Raw genomic sequence first — 12900 nt, 5'->3', positions numbered from 1 at the left:
AGGTCGCGTGCGTCAGTCTTTCAGCGTCATGAGGAACGCGACCACGTCCTCGACATCCTGGGCCGACAGGATCGGCTGGATCGGGTCTTTCGCCGCCTTGCCGGTGTAGTTGTCGCCCGGGCGGATGAACCCGCTGGTCTTGTAGAAGGCCGGCATCACCGTGCCATCGAAGGTCTTCTTCGCGTTGACCAGGATCCCGCGCAGTTCCTCGGGGGTCCGGTATTCGCCGATCCCGTCGAGCAGCGGGCCGACCTCGCCCTGGAAGGGCACGTCGGGCAGGGCGCCGACCTGATGGCACGACACGCAGTTGCCCAGCGATTTTTCGGAAAAGATCTCGCGCCCCTTGTCGACATCGCCCGGGGCACCGGTCAGCGAGGCCTCGACCTCACCATACTCCCCGAAGGTGACATCGTCGGGCGCCACGACATTGGCGAAAGCCGCACCCGCAACAAGCACGGCGGCCACAGTCAAACCAGTAAGCCTCATATTCCCTCCCTTGGCTCCTGCGGTCCTTGAGGACCTGTTCGTCTTAGCTGCGGCATACCGTAGTCGACCGCAGCCCGTTCACGCAACAACAAATTCACAGAAGTGAATTATTATCACCGTCGCCCCGGCTCAATCGGTCTTGCCGTTCGAGCGCTCCTGGATGCGGCGCGCGTGGTAGCGTTGGAAATCCTCCCCGTTATCAAGTTCGTAGCGCTTCTCGTTCACCCAGGTGAACATATCGAGCGTGGTCCCCTTGCCGAAGGCGCCGGGCATCACCGCGACGGCGGACTCGATGGCCGTGGCGCCCTCGGCGACCTCTTCGGGAAGGAAGATGATGTTGGGGGTGAAGAGCACTCGCCACTTCGCCGCGGCGTCCTTCTCGGACAGCGATTCTCCGTCGAAATCGGTGATCTCGGTGTCGCCGTGCAGGTTCACCTGAATGACAAAGAAATTCTCCTCGATATAGGCTGCCATATCGGGCTGCGAGAAGACCTCCTCATGCATCTTGTGGCAGTAGATGCAGCCGCGTTGCTCGACGAACAGCACCATCCGCTTGCCTTCGGCATTGGCCTCGCCCAGATCCTCGCGCAGATCCTTGAAGGTGTCGCGCATCCAGGGCTCTTTATACAGCCCGTCGTCACCCAGAGGCGCCACATCCGCCCAGACGGGCAGCGCCAGGGCGGCCGCAAAGGCGGCGCCGATCCATGCTTTCATAATTCCCTCCCTCTCAGCTCAGAGACGACCAGCTCGGAAACGTCTCGATCATCCACTGAGCGATGATGTTTACGCTATCAGTCGCGATGAGAACCGCAAAGAGGATCAGCATCGCGCCCATGACTTTCTCGACATATTGCAGCTTGCTCCGGTGCCGCGCGGTCCAGCGCAGGAACGGCCCCGAGAACAGCGCCGCAAGCACGAAGGGCGCGGTCATGCCGACGCCGTAGACGAACAGCAGCAGTCCGCCGCGCGACAGATCGCCCATGCCGGAAGCGATCATCAGGATCGAGGCCAGCGCCGGGCCGACGCAGGGCGTCCAGCCGAAGCCGAAGGCCAGCCCCATGACATAGGCGCCCAGCACCGACGTGGGTTCCGCCTTCGACTCCATCCGCGCCTCGCGGTAGAGCAGCGGCACCCGGATCACGCCGAGGAAATGCAGCCCGAAGATCAGCAGCACCGCCGCCGCCACATAGGAGAGCGGCTGCTTCCAGTCGGCAAAGGCCTGCCCCACCGCGGTGGCCCCCATGCCGAGCAGCACGAAGATCGTCGTGACGCCCGCCGCGAAGAACACCGCAGACAGCACCAGCCGCTTCTGCGCGCCGGGGGCCAGCCCCGAATCGTCGCGCAGTTCGGTCATGGAAATCCCGGCCATGTAGCAGAGGTAGAACGGTACCATCGGCAGAATGCAGGGCGTGAAAAAGCTGAGCAGTCCGGCCAATGCCGCACCTGCAAAGGAAATCTCCAGCACGGTGCCTCCCTCACCTTGAATAATTCATATATTCATATTAGGTTGACTGAACGGCATTCGTCAATCGGTGTGCAATGGTATTCATGAAATCCATCGCCGGGGCCGCGCTTTCAGTGCTGCTGCTGGCAGGGTCCGCGCTGGCGGACGTGCGTCTGGTCATGGTCGAGCAGGTGGGCTGTGCCTATTGCGCGATGTGGAACGCCGAGATTGCGCCGGCCTATCCCAATACAGCCGAAGGGCGTTTCGCGCCGCTTTTGCGTGCAGATTTGCGACAGGGTCCGCCTGAAGGTGTGTCATATAACCGTAAAGTCTTGTTCACTCCCACGTTCATTCTGATAGAAGACGGTGTGGAGCTTGCCCGGCTCGAGGGGTATCCGGGCGAGGATTTCTTTTGGCCATTGCTCTCGCAAATGCTTGAGCAGCACACAGAATTCGACCCGGCAGCGGTGATGGTAACGCCGGCGAATACTCTGGAGGGTGGGTGATGAACATGGCGCTTCCCGTGATCCACGACGATCTGAGCGAGGACGAGCTCGACCGCATCGTCGACAAGGCGACCACCGCGTCGGCCTTTCTGAAAGCGATCAGCCACGAAGGGCGGCTGATGATCCTCTGTCACCTGGTGACCGGGGAAAAATCCGTGACGGAACTCGAAGAGCTGCTGTCCGCCCGTCAGGCGGCCGTCTCGCAGCAGCTCTCCCGGCTGCGTCTCGAAGGTCTCGTGGTGCCCCGGCGCGACGGCAAGGCGATCTATTACCGGCTCGCCGACCACCGGCCCAGGCGCATGCTGGAATGCGTCTACGACCTGTTCTGCCGCGACGAGGACTGAGGCAAAGCCCCTCCGCGCCCCGCTGCTTCGCGCCCGCAGCATCGGCGAGATGTGATCGTCTGACGCTGCGCTTCCCCTTGAGAAACCCGGCCTGTCGCGACATAGTGCAAGGCCACGGCGCCTGGCCGCGTGAGGGAGAGGTCGCGCATGCTCGATATGCTGAGTGAACACCATCTGGTCGCCCTGATCGGGCTGGGCAGCGGCATTCTTCTGGGGCTTGCCGCGCGGCTCGGGCGCTTCTGCACCCTCGGCGCGATCGAAGACCTGCTCTACGGCGGGTCGGATATGCGGATGCGCATGTGGGGCATCGCCATCGGCACCGCAATCATCGGCAGCTTCTCCCTGATGGCCGCCGGGCTGTTCGACGGCGGGCACAGCTATTACCTCTCGATCCGCTGGATGCCCGTGGCCTCGGTCCTCGGCGGGTTGCTCTTCGGCTACGGCATGGCGCTGGCGGGCAATTGCGGCTACGGCGCCATCGCGCGGCTGGGCGGCGGCGATCTGCGCAGCTTCGTGATCGTGCTGGTGATGGGCGTCTCCACCTATGTGGTGCTCGCCGGGCCGCTGGCACCGCTGCGCGCCATGGTCTTCCCGCAGCAGGAGGTGATCTCCGCCACGCCCCCGGGCATCGCCCACCAGCTCGGCGCGCTGACCGGCGTCTCCGCCAATGCCATCGGCATCGCCCTCGGCCTGGCGCTGCTCGCCTTTTCGCTGGCCTCGAAACCGCTCTGGGCCAAACCGAAACATATCTTCTGGGCCGCCATGGTCGGGCTCGGCGTGATCCTCGCCTGGGCGGGCACCGCCTGGGTGGCCCGCACCGGTTTCGAAGGGCTGCCCGTGGTCTCGCACAGCTTCGCCGCCCCCCTGGGCGAAACCATCCTGTGGTGGATGACCGGTTCCGTGCGCCCGCTCTCCTTCGCCGTGGGCTCGGTCGCCGGCGTCTGGACCGGCGCCTTCCTCGGCTCGCTCCTCAAGGGGCATTTCCGCTGGGAGGCCTGCGAGGATCCGCGCGAGCTGCGCCGCCAGATCGTCGGCGCGGCACTGATGGGCGCGGGCGCGGTGCTCGCCATGGGCTGCACCATCGGCCAGGGGCTCTCCGCCTTCTCGGTGCTGGCCTTCTCCGCCCCGGTCACCATGGCGGCGATCTTCGCCGGCGCCGCCTTCGGCCTGCGCCAGCTCATCGTCGGCTTCCAGCCCGCCGAGTAACCAAGGCCGGGGGCTCAGACCTGCGCCCTGCCCTTCTTCTCTTTCCAAGTACGCAAAAAAGCAGCCGCGCCGCCCGCGCGCCGCTCAGGACATCTCCGCCAGCCGCGCCACATAGCGCGCCATGGTGTCGATCTCGAGATTGACCTTGTCGCCCACGGTCACCCCGCCCCAGGTGGTTACCTCCTTGGTATGCGGGATGAAGTTGACGCCAAAGACCCGGCCCTGCACCTCGTTCACCGTCAGCGAGGTGCCGTTCAGCGCCACCGAGCCCTTGGGCGCAATGAACCTGGCCAGCTCCTCGGGCGCGCGCAACTGCACCCGCGTGCTGTCGCCCTCGTCGGAAACCGAAAGCACCTCGGCAAGCCCGTCCACATGGCCCGAGACGATGTGCCCGCCCAGCTCGTCGCCCACTTTCAGCGCTCGCTCCAGATTGACCCGCCGACCCTCGGCCCAGGTCCCGAGATTGGTCTTCGACAGCGTCTCGGCGCTGATCTGCACCTCGAACCAGTCCTCGCCCAGATCCACGACCGTCAGGCAGACCCCGTCGCAGGCGATGGAGGCGCCCAGGTCGATTTCCGAGGTCTCGTAGGCGGTGCCGATCCGCGCCGTCAGGTCGCCCGCTTGCGTCAGGCTCCGAACCTCGCCCATATCCGTCACGATGCCGGTGAACATTCGCTACCTCCTGCCACGCCACGCTGGCCTTATTTTCGTCTAAAAAGCGGGATATGCATCCGCTGTCGAGTTATCCATTACCGGGGCGTTATGACCAAGGCAACCGCTTCCCCCCGCGTCTTCCTGTTCCTGCAGGGGCCGCACGGACCCTTCTTCCACCGGCTGGGCAGCATGCTGCGCAAGGCCGGGGCCGAGGTCTGGCGGGTGGGCTTCAACGCCGGCGACCGCGCCTTCTGGTTCCATTCCGACAGCTATATCCCCTTCACCGGCACTCCCGACGACTGGCCCGCCACCTTCGAGGCGCTGCTGGCCGAAAAGCGGGTGACCGACATCGTGCTCTATGGCGACACCCGCCGGATCCATGCCCATGCGGTTGAGGCCGCCCGGGCGCGGGGACTGACCGTGCATGTCTTCGAAGAAGGCTACATGCGGCCCTATTGGGTGACCTACGAGCGCGGCGGGTCGAATGGCCATTCCCGGCTCATGCAGATGAGCATCGACGACATGCGCGGCGCGCTCGCGCAATCGGATATGGAGGCCCCGCTGCCCCCGGGCCATTGGGGCGACATGCGCCAGCACATCTTCTATGGCGCGCTTTACCACTGGTTCGTGATGTTCCGGAACGGCGGCTACCGCAATTTCCGCCCGCATCGCGCGCTCTCGGTCGGGCAAGAGTTCCAGCTCTACCTCAAACGGCTGCTGCTGATGCCGCTGCACCGCGCCGAACGCCTGCTCGAAACCCTGCGCATCCGGCGCGGCGGCTTTCCCTATCACCTTGTGCTGATGCAGCTCGAACATGATGCGAGCTTTCGCGAACACTCGCCCTTCGGCTCGATGACCGAATTCCTGGAACTGGTGCTCGACGGTTTCGCCAGGGGCGCGCCGGGCCATCACCATCTGGTCTTCAAGGCTCATCCGCTCGAAGACGGCCGCGCCCCGGTGCGCCGCACCATCCGCGAGGCCGCCCGGCGACTGGGCATCGCCGACCGGGTGCATTTCGTGCGCGGCGGCAAGCTGGCCCAGCTTCTCAACGATGCCCGCACGGCGGTCACGGTGAACTCGACCGCCGGTCAGCAGGTGCTCTGGCGCGGGATTCCGCTGAAAGTCTTCGGCGACGCGGTCTATGCCAAGCCGGAATTCGTCTCCGATCAGCCGCTGCCCGATTTCTTCGGCCAGCCCGGACGCCCCGACAACCGCGCCTATCGCGATTACCGGCGGTATCTGCTTGAAACCAGCCAGGTTCCCGGCGGCTTCTATTCCGCCCGCGGACGCCGGCAATTGCTGCGCCTCGTGGTCGATATGATGCTGTCCCGCGACGATCCCTATGACGCGCTGAGCCTCGGAACCGCGGCGCCACGGCAACAGTTGCGCCTCGTCCACTGACCGTCTCTGCCCGCCGGACTGGCTTTTGCACCCGGATTTCGATAGGTTACCGAAAAAACCTGAGGCAGAACGAGAACAGGTCGAGGAGACCGAGCAGTGAAACACTCCCCCAACCGATGGGTGAAGTCCATCGCGATTCTGGCTGCGGTGTCGATTCTGGCATCCTGCGGCCTGCCGCGCATGGGCCCCAACAAGCGCGAAATCTTCGCGGGCTCGGTGATGCGCAAGGGCGATGCATTTGTCGTCTCCGTCAACGACCGCGTGACCCGCGCCACCGCCGTGGTCCCCGCCCTCGGCTTTTCCGACAATTTCAAGAATGCCGCCGTGCTGGGCTCGGACACGATCCGCGCCGGCGACACGCTGGGGCTGACGATCTGGGAAAACGTCGATGACGGCCTTCTGGCCGCCGAGACCGCCAATGCCACCGTACTCGAAGAGGTGCAGGTGGATGGCTCGGGCTATATCTTCGTCCCCTATGCCGGCCGCATCAAGGCCTCCGGCAACTCGCCCGAGGCGGTGCGCCGCATCATCACCGACAAGCTCTCCGACCAGACCCCAGACCCGCAGGTCGAGGTGCGCCGTCTCGCCGGCGACGGTTCGACCGTGAGCCTCGTGGGCGCCGTGGGCGGCCAGGGCGTCTATGCGATCGAGCGGCCCACCCGCACGCTCTCGGCGATGCTGGCGCGGGCCGGCGGCATCACCATCCAGCCCGAGATCGCGCAGGTTTCGGTCATTCGCGGCGCCCAGACCGAGACGATCTGGTTCCAGGATCTCTACGATTATCCGAAATTCGACATCGCCCTGCGCGGCGGCGACCGGATCCTCGTGGAAGAGGACAGCCGTTCGTTCACCTCGCTCGGCGCGACCGGCACCCAGGCACGGGTGCCCTTCGAGACCCAGACGCTTTCCGCGGTCGAGGCGATTGCCCAGGTCGGCGGGCTGGTGCCCACCGCCTCCGATCCGACCGGGGTCTTCGTGTTCCGCAACGAACCGGCGGAAATCGCCAACCAGGTGCTGGGCCGCAGCGATCTCGTGGGGGCCCAGCGCATGGTCTATGTGCTCGATCTCACCCAGCCCAACGGCATGTTCATGGCCCGCGATTTCGTCATCCGCGACCAGGACACGCTTTACGTGACCGAAGCGCCCTATGCGCAGTGGAGCAAGACGATCTCGGCGCTGACCGGGTCGCTCAGCGCGGTCAGCACGCTCGCCACAACCGCCACCGCAGTCAACGGAGGCTGACCCTGAACAACGAGGGACAGGGTGGCGCCGGGGGAGACAACCCCCGGCGCCTTTACGTTTTCAGCGCCGGTTTCCTGCGCCAGCGCCGGTTGCGGCGGATCCTGTCGCTGACCGGCTACCCCGTGTCGCTGGGGCTGCCCGGCCCGGGCGACATGGTCGGGGTCTGGGGCCAGTCCCCCTATGCCCATCGCGGCAAGGCCGTCGCCGCGCGGCGCGGCGCGCGTCTCTTGCGGGTCGAGGACGCTTTCCTCCGCTCGCTGCATCCGGGGCGCAGCGGCGAACCGCCGCTGGGCCTGCTGCTGGACCGAACCGGGGTGCATTTCGACGGGCGCGCGCCGTCGGATCTGGAGACGCTGCTCGCCACCCATCCGCTCGACGATCACGCCCTGCTCGACCGCGCGCGGGGCGCCATGGCGCGGATGCGCGCAGCGCATCTGTCGAAATACGCCGCCGTCGATCCCGCGACCCCCGCGCCCGAGCCCGGCTATGTTCTGGTGATCGACCAGACTGCTGGCGACGCATCGGTGCGCGCCTCCGGCGCCGATCGCAACCGCTTTCTCGAAATGCTCTACTGGGCGCAGGAGGAACATCCCGGCAAGCGCATCCTGCTGCGCACCCATCCCGAGACCCGCGCCGGGTTCCGCCCCGGCCATTTCACCAAGGCCGACGCGCAGGGCCGGATCGCGCTCTTCAGCGATCCGGTCTCGCCGCAGGCGCTGCTCGACGGGGCGGTGGCGGTCTACACGGTGTCGTCCCAGATGGGGTTCGAGGCGATCCTCGCGGGGCACAAGCCGCGCGTCTTCGGCCACCCGTTTTATGCCGGCTGGGGGCTGACCGAGGACGAAACGCCCCTGCCCCGCCGCCAGCGCCGCCTGACCCGCGCACAGCTCTTCGCGGCGGCGATGATCCTCTACCCGGTCTGGTACGACCCCTATCGCGACCGGCTCTGCGAGATCGAGGATGTGCTCGCCACGCTCGAAGCCCTCTCCCGCGCCTGGCGCGAGGACCGTCACGGCTGGGTCGCGGAGGGGATGCGGCTCTGGAAACGCCGCCCGCTGCAACGGTTTTTCGGCAGTGAACGGCCGATGGTCTTCGCGAACACCCCCGAGGAGGCCCGGAAACGGGCCGAGGAGGGGCGCCGCCGCATGGTCTGGGCCGGAAAGGCACAGGACGATGGCGCGCTGCGGGTCGAGGACGGCTTCCTGCGCTCGCGCGGCCTCGGCGCCGAGCTGGTGCCGCCGCTCTCTCTGGTCGCCGACGATCTCGGGATCTACTACGATCCCACCCGCCCCTCGCGGCTGGAACGGCTGATCGCCGCAGGCGCCCAGCCCCGCCCCGACCAGGAAGACCGCGCCCGGCGCCTGATCGCCCGGCTGGTCGCCGGCGGGCTCACGAAATACAACCTGCCGGGCGCCCTGCCCGATCTGCCCGACGGCCACCGGATCCTCATCCCCGGTCAGGTCGAAGACGACGCCTCGATCCTGCTCGGCAGCCCGCAGATCCAGAGCAACGCCGATCTGCTGGCCCGGGTGCGGGCGAACAACCCCGGCGCCGTGCTGATCTGGAAACCCCACCCCGATGTCGAGGCCGGGCTGCGCCCCGGCGCCGTGACCGCGCCGGACCGCTGGGCCGACCTCACGCTCTCCCAGGCCGACATGGGCGCGCTGCTGCCGCAGGTCGATGAGGTCTGGACCCTGACCTCGCTCACCGGTTTCGAGGCTCTGATGCGGGGCCGGAAAGTCACCGTTCTGGGGGCCCCGTTCTATGCCGGCTGGGGGTTGACCCGCGATCTCGGCCCGGTGCCCGCGCGCCGCCTCGCCGGACCCCGCCCGACACTCGAGGCGCTGGTCCACGCCACGCTCATCGCCTATCCGCGCTACCGCGACCCGGTGACCGGCCTGCCCTGCCCCGTCGAAATCGTGGCCGAGCGGCTCGAGACCGGCGCGATCCCGCATCCCGGGCCGGTCAACCGCGGGCTTTCGAAACTCCAGGGCCTGCTGGCAAGCCAGGCGCATCTGTGGCGGCGCTGATCCCTGCCCGGAAACACCTGCCCCGCCCCGGGCCGCGCACCCACTTGTCCATCGCCCGCGCGGCTGCGATAACATCGCCTGACCTCCGGGCCGCGATCCCCGCGCGCCCTTCAGACAGGAGAGACGTGATGCTGAAAGGTTTGGGCGGGCTTGGCGACATGGCCAAGATGATGAAGGCCGCGCAGGAAATGCAGGGCAAGATGACCCAGCTTCAGGACGATCTGAAGACCATCGAGGTCGTGGGCGAATCCGGCGCCGGGCTGGTCAAGGCCACCGCTTCGGCCAAGGGCGAGCTGCGGGCGCTCGACATTGACCCGTCGATCTTCAATTCCGACGACAAGGAAGTGGTCGAGGACCTCATTCTCGCCGCCATCAAGGATGCTCAATCCAAGGCGCAGGAGCGCTCCGAGGCCGAGATGCGCAAGCTCACCGAAGCCATGGGCCTGCCCGCCGACATGAAGCTGCCGTTCTGACGCATCCGCCAGCGGCATGGCGCCCGTCCGCGGCGCCGGAGTGATCCCGTGCCCGATCGTACCGAAATCGACGCGCTGATCGAGCTGATGGCCCGGCTTCCGGGCCTCGGCCCCCGCTCCGCGCGGCGCGCGGTGCTGCATCTCATCCGCAAGCGCGCGCTGCTGCTCACGCCGCTCGCCGATGCCATGCAGGCGGTGGCGGTCTCGGCCCGCGAATGCCTCAACTGCGGCAATGTCGGCACCTCCGACATCTGCCCGATCTGCGCCGACGAGAAACGCGCCAATGGCCAGCTCTGCGTGGTCGAGGATGTGGCCGACCTTTGGGCGATGGAGCGGTCGGGCGTCTACAAGGGGCGCTACCACGTTCTGGGCGGCACGCTCTCGGCGCTCGACTCGGTGGGGCCGGAAGATCTGCGCATCCCGCAGCTCGTCACCCGGCTCGACACCGAAAGCATCACCGAGGTGATCCTCGCCCTGAATGCCACCGTCGATGGCCAGACCACGGCGCATTACATCGCCGATCAGCTCGAAACCCGCGTCGAGCTGACCTCGCTCGCCCAGGGCGTGCCCATCGGCGGCGAGCTCGACTATCTCGACGACGGCACCATCACCGCCGCGCTGAACGCCCGAAAACGGGTCTGAGCCGCGCGTCCTAGATCAGTAGAGGCGCTTGCGCTCGTCCTCGCCGTGGTCCTCCTCGACCTCCGCAAGCGTCTGGTCGCGCTCGACGGTCGCGATCACCCAATCGGCCAGCGTCGGCGCGCTTTTCCGCGCGGGCCAGCCCTCCGGGTGCCAGAGCCGCGACCGGAGGAACGCCTTCGAGCAATGCATGAAGGCTTCCTCGACCTCCACCACCAGCGCCAGCAGGGGTGCCTTGCCGTTGACCGCAAGGCGGCGGCTGACCGCCTCGTCCCGGACGATCCGCGCCTTACCCGCCACCCGCAGCGTGTCGCCATGCCCCGGAACGATGAACAACACCGCCACATTCGGATCCTGCAGGATGTTCTGAAACCCGTCGACGCGGTGATTGCCCAGCCGGTCGGGGATGATCAGCGTCTTGTCGTCATAAACCTCGACAAAGCCCGCCGGATCGCCCTTGGGCGATACGTCGATCAGCCCGTCCGCGGCTTTCGTCGCCAGAATGATGATCGGCGATTTGGCGATAAAGTCCCGCGCCACATCGTTCAGCCGGTCGGAGACCTTGAGAAACGTGTTCACGAACCCCTCGGTCGGCATCAATTCGCGCAGCCGCGCCAGGCTGGTAATCTCTTCGTCCACGGCCATCATCCGCCTGTCCTCTCCTGCTTTGCTGCAACGCAGGGTACCTCAAATTGGCACCCGTTTGAATCGCGTGCCTCGGGCGCCAGGGCTCCGGCAAACTCCAGGTGCCGCTCCGGACCTGCCCGCCCCAGCCGCCACCGCGCGTTCCGGGCTTCTTCAGGGCATGAAAAAAGGCGCCCCGCTTTCACGGGCCGCCTTTTTGTCAAATCGCAAAGCGCCTCAGCGGCGGGGATCGTCGCTGTCGTCGTCCTCGTCGTCATCGCTACCCGCCGGCAGGTTGAAGAAGCTGTCCGCGTCCGAGAAATCGCTCGGCCCCTTGTCCTCCTCGTCATCGTCCCCGCGCGGATCGGAGAGCGAGAAGGTCTCCAGCCCCTCGATCGCCGAGGGCAGCCGCGGCTCGGTGTCCATGCCGAGGCTCTGCTCGGTCGACACCAGCTTGCGGCGCTCGTCATCGGTCATCACCTCGTCCATCTTCTTTGCGGCCTTGGCGACGGCGGCGTCCAGCTCGGACTGGCGGCAGAGCCCCAGCGCCACCGGGTCGATGGGCTGCATGTTCTGGATGTTCCAATGGGTGCGCTCGCGGATCGACTGGATGGTCGGCTTGGTGGTGCCCACCAGCTTCGAGATCTGCCCGTCGCTGAGCTCGGGGTGGAATTTCACCAGCCAGAGAATCGCGTTCGGGCGATCCTGACGCTTCGACAGCGGCGTGTAGCGCGGGCCCCGGCGCTTGTCCTCGTCCACGGCGGCGGCGTTGTATTTCAGCTTGAGCTTGAGCAGCGGGTTCTTTTCCGCCTTGTCGATCTCGGACTGCTCGAGCTGGTTGTTGCCCACGGGGTCGAACCCCTTCACCCCGGCGGCCACATCGCCATCGGCAATGCCCTGCACTTCCAGCTCGTGCATCCCGGTGAAATCGGCGATCTGCTTGAAGGTCAGCGTGGTGTTATCGACCAGCCAGACGGCGGTCGCCTTGGGGTGCAGCAGTTTGGCCATCGTTCCATCTCCTTGCAATGCTTCTTCCCCGCCCCCAGACCATTTTCTGGCCGGGAGGTCCCGGATCTGATCCGGGACGGGTTACCGTTGTCGGGGAACTTCGGGTCTATATAGTGGCGCGAGACCCAAGAGGAAAGAGAAAATGCGCTGGCTTCTGCTGCTGCTCGTCTCCGCCACGCTGGCCCGCGCCGATGGCGAGACCGCAGGCGAATTCGATTACTACGTGCTGTCGCTGAGCTGGTCGCCAACCTGGTGCGCGCTCGAAGGCGACGCCCGCCGCTCGCCGCAATGCGACACGGATCACGGCTGGATCCTGCACGGGCTCTGGCCGCAATACCATCGCGGCTACCCGTCTTATTGCCACAGCCCCCAGCGCGCACCGACCCGGGCGATGACCGCCGAAATGGCGGATATCATGGGCACGTCCGGGCTGGCCTGGCATCAGTGGAAAAAGCACGGCGCCTGTACCGGGCTCTCGGCAGAAGCCTATTACAGCCTCGCCCGCCGCGCCTATGAGGCGGTGCGCCGTCCCGCTGTCTTCCGCAAGCTGAAAGACCCGGTGACCTTGCCCGCAACCCTGGTGGAAGAGGCCTTCCTCAAGGAGAATCCAGGGCTCGAGCCGGACATGCTGACGATCACCTGCAAGTCGGGCCGCATCCAGGAGGCGCGGCTCTGTCTCTCCAAGGCCCTGGATCCGGTGCCCTGCGGCCAGGACGTGATCCGGGACTGCACCATGACAAACGCGCTGCTCGACCCGGTACGCTGACCCGCCACGCCCCTGCCCCAGACCTCGAAACCGTTTGTTAAGGTGAATGCCCGACACTGTCCCCACGGTACAGGCGG

The 12900-nt window shown here is 66.4% G+C and carries 15 protein-coding genes; 9 read left to right on the top strand and 6 right to left on the bottom strand.

What is annotated here, in order from left to right; all coding sequences use genetic code 11:
- Positions 1–12 precede the first annotated feature (12 nt).
- From soxX to M4578_RS20020, 3 genes are all read right to left on the bottom strand, one after another.
- Entirely contained in the window at positions 13–486 is a 474-nt protein-coding gene (soxX, locus tag M4578_RS20030; RefSeq protein ID WP_258094999.1) for a sulfur oxidation c-type cytochrome SoxX, read from the bottom strand.
- A 129-nt stretch (positions 487–615) separates the two neighbouring features.
- A complete protein-coding gene (locus M4578_RS20025) occupies positions 616–1200 on the bottom strand; it encodes a thioredoxin family protein (protein ID WP_258094998.1) in 585 nt (194 codons plus the stop codon).
- Between the two features lie 13 nt (positions 1201–1213).
- Positions 1214–1951 (bottom strand): cytochrome c biogenesis CcdA family protein, encoded by a 738-nt coding sequence (locus M4578_RS20020; protein ID WP_258094997.1) that lies wholly within the window; start codon positions 1949–1951, stop codon positions 1214–1216.
- A 74-nt stretch (positions 1952–2025) separates the two neighbouring features.
- Between M4578_RS20020 and M4578_RS20015 the strand changes: the two genes are divergently transcribed.
- The 3 genes from M4578_RS20015 (at position 2026) to M4578_RS20005 (ending at position 3986) form a co-directional block, all read left to right on the top strand.
- Positions 2026–2436, top strand: coding sequence for a thioredoxin family protein (locus tag M4578_RS20015; RefSeq protein WP_420854824.1), 411 nt, complete (start codon positions 2026–2028; stop codon positions 2434–2436).
- The gene (locus M4578_RS20010; RefSeq protein WP_420854823.1) at positions 2436–2780 is read left to right on the top strand and encodes an ArsR/SmtB family transcription factor; all 345 of its coding nucleotides are present in this window, start codon (positions 2436–2438) and stop codon (positions 2778–2780) included. The genes M4578_RS20015 and M4578_RS20010 overlap by 1 nt, the downstream gene beginning before the upstream one ends.
- Before the next feature lie 147 nt (positions 2781–2927).
- Positions 2928–3986 carry a YeeE/YedE family protein gene (locus M4578_RS20005; protein ID WP_258094995.1) on the top strand — a complete coding sequence of 353 codons (1059 nt, stop codon included), beginning with the start codon at positions 2928–2930 and terminating at the stop codon, positions 3984–3986.
- Positions 3987–4070: 84 nt separating this feature from the next.
- Here M4578_RS20005 and M4578_RS20000 read toward each other — a convergent pair whose 3' ends face one another.
- Positions 4071–4658, bottom strand: a complete 588-nt coding sequence (locus M4578_RS20000; protein ID WP_258094994.1) for a riboflavin synthase — start codon at positions 4656–4658, stop codon at positions 4071–4073.
- A 90-nt stretch (positions 4659–4748) separates the two neighbouring features.
- Here M4578_RS20000 and M4578_RS19995 point away from each other — a divergent pair, with 90 nt between their 5' ends.
- The 5 genes from M4578_RS19995 to recR all read left to right on the top strand — a co-directional run bounded on the left by M4578_RS19995 (position 4749) and on the right by recR (position 10428).
- Positions 4749–6041, top strand: coding sequence for a capsule biosynthesis protein (locus tag M4578_RS19995; protein WP_258094993.1), 1293 nt, complete (start codon positions 4749–4751; stop codon positions 6039–6041).
- 96 nt (positions 6042–6137) lie between these two features.
- On the top strand, positions 6138–7283 hold the full coding sequence (locus M4578_RS19990; protein WP_258094992.1) for a polysaccharide biosynthesis/export family protein: 1146 nt from the start codon (positions 6138–6140) through the stop codon (positions 7281–7283).
- Entirely contained in the window at positions 7280–9313 is a 2034-nt protein-coding gene (locus tag M4578_RS19985; protein ID WP_420854825.1) for a capsular polysaccharide biosynthesis protein, read from the top strand. Before M4578_RS19990 ends, M4578_RS19985 begins: the two co-directional genes overlap by 4 nt.
- 128 nt (positions 9314–9441) lie before the next feature.
- Positions 9442–9786, top strand: a complete 345-nt coding sequence (locus M4578_RS19980; protein WP_258094991.1) for a YbaB/EbfC family nucleoid-associated protein — start codon at positions 9442–9444, stop codon at positions 9784–9786.
- A gap of 48 nt (positions 9787–9834) precedes the next feature.
- Positions 9835–10428 carry a recombination mediator RecR gene (gene recR / locus M4578_RS19975; RefSeq protein ID WP_258094990.1) on the top strand — a complete coding sequence of 198 codons (594 nt, stop codon included), beginning with the start codon at positions 9835–9837 and terminating at the stop codon, positions 10426–10428.
- Positions 10429–10443: 15 nt separating this feature from the next.
- On the opposite strand, the gene M4578_RS19970 is transcribed toward recR, so the two are convergent.
- Positions 10444–11073 (bottom strand): MSMEG_1061 family FMN-dependent PPOX-type flavoprotein, encoded by a 630-nt coding sequence (locus M4578_RS19970; protein WP_258094989.1) that lies wholly within the window; start codon positions 11071–11073, stop codon positions 10444–10446.
- A 213-nt stretch (positions 11074–11286) separates the two neighbouring features.
- Positions 11287–12057 carry a DUF1013 domain-containing protein gene (locus M4578_RS19965; protein WP_258094988.1) on the bottom strand — a complete coding sequence of 257 codons (771 nt, stop codon included), beginning with the start codon at positions 12055–12057 and terminating at the stop codon, positions 11287–11289.
- Positions 12058–12199: 142 nt separating this feature from the next.
- On the opposite strand from M4578_RS19965, the gene M4578_RS19960 reads away from it, so the two are divergent.
- A complete protein-coding gene (locus tag M4578_RS19960; RefSeq protein ID WP_258094987.1) occupies positions 12200–12823 on the top strand; it encodes a ribonuclease T2 family protein in 624 nt (207 codons plus the stop codon).
- Positions 12824–12900 lie beyond the last annotated feature (77 nt).

The organism is Salipiger pentaromativorans (assembly GCF_024721115.1).
GTDB lineage: Bacteria > Pseudomonadota > Alphaproteobacteria > Rhodobacterales > Rhodobacteraceae > Salipiger > Salipiger pentaromativorans.
The sequence above is the reverse complement of the archived record's forward strand: the minus strand, read 5'-3'. Positions and strand labels throughout refer to the sequence as shown.

What these genes read in the sequence shown, in the direction of transcription:
- M4578_RS19980 (WP_258094991.1), top strand. Translation starts at nt 9,442, where the DNA reads ATGCTGAAAGGTTTGGGCGGGCTTGGCGACATGGCCAAGATGATGAAG.
- soxX (WP_258094999.1), bottom strand. Translation starts at nt 486, where the DNA reads ATGAGGCTTACTGGTTTGACTGTGGCCGCCGTGCTTGTTGCGGGTGCG.
- M4578_RS19965 (WP_258094988.1), bottom strand. Translation starts at nt 12,057, where the DNA reads ATGGCCAAACTGCTGCACCCCAAGGCGACCGCCGTCTGGCTGGTCGAT.
- M4578_RS19960 (WP_258094987.1), top strand. Translation starts at nt 12,200, where the DNA reads ATGCGCTGGCTTCTGCTGCTGCTCGTCTCCGCCACGCTGGCCCGCGCC.
- M4578_RS20005 (WP_258094995.1), top strand. Translation starts at nt 2,928, where the DNA reads ATGCTCGATATGCTGAGTGAACACCATCTGGTCGCCCTGATCGGGCTG.
- M4578_RS19970 (WP_258094989.1), bottom strand. Translation starts at nt 11,073, where the DNA reads ATGATGGCCGTGGACGAAGAGATTACCAGCCTGGCGCGGCTGCGCGAA.
- M4578_RS19995 (WP_258094993.1), top strand. Translation starts at nt 4,749, where the DNA reads ATGACCAAGGCAACCGCTTCCCCCCGCGTCTTCCTGTTCCTGCAGGGG.
- M4578_RS20025 (WP_258094998.1), bottom strand. Translation starts at nt 1,200, where the DNA reads ATGAAAGCATGGATCGGCGCCGCCTTTGCGGCCGCCCTGGCGCTGCCC.
- M4578_RS20015 (WP_420854824.1), top strand. Translation starts at nt 2,026, where the DNA reads ATGGTATTCATGAAATCCATCGCCGGGGCCGCGCTTTCAGTGCTGCTG.
- M4578_RS20010 (WP_420854823.1), top strand. Translation starts at nt 2,436, where the DNA reads ATGAACATGGCGCTTCCCGTGATCCACGACGATCTGAGCGAGGACGAG.
- M4578_RS20000 (WP_258094994.1), bottom strand. Translation starts at nt 4,658, where the DNA reads ATGTTCACCGGCATCGTGACGGATATGGGCGAGGTTCGGAGCCTGACG.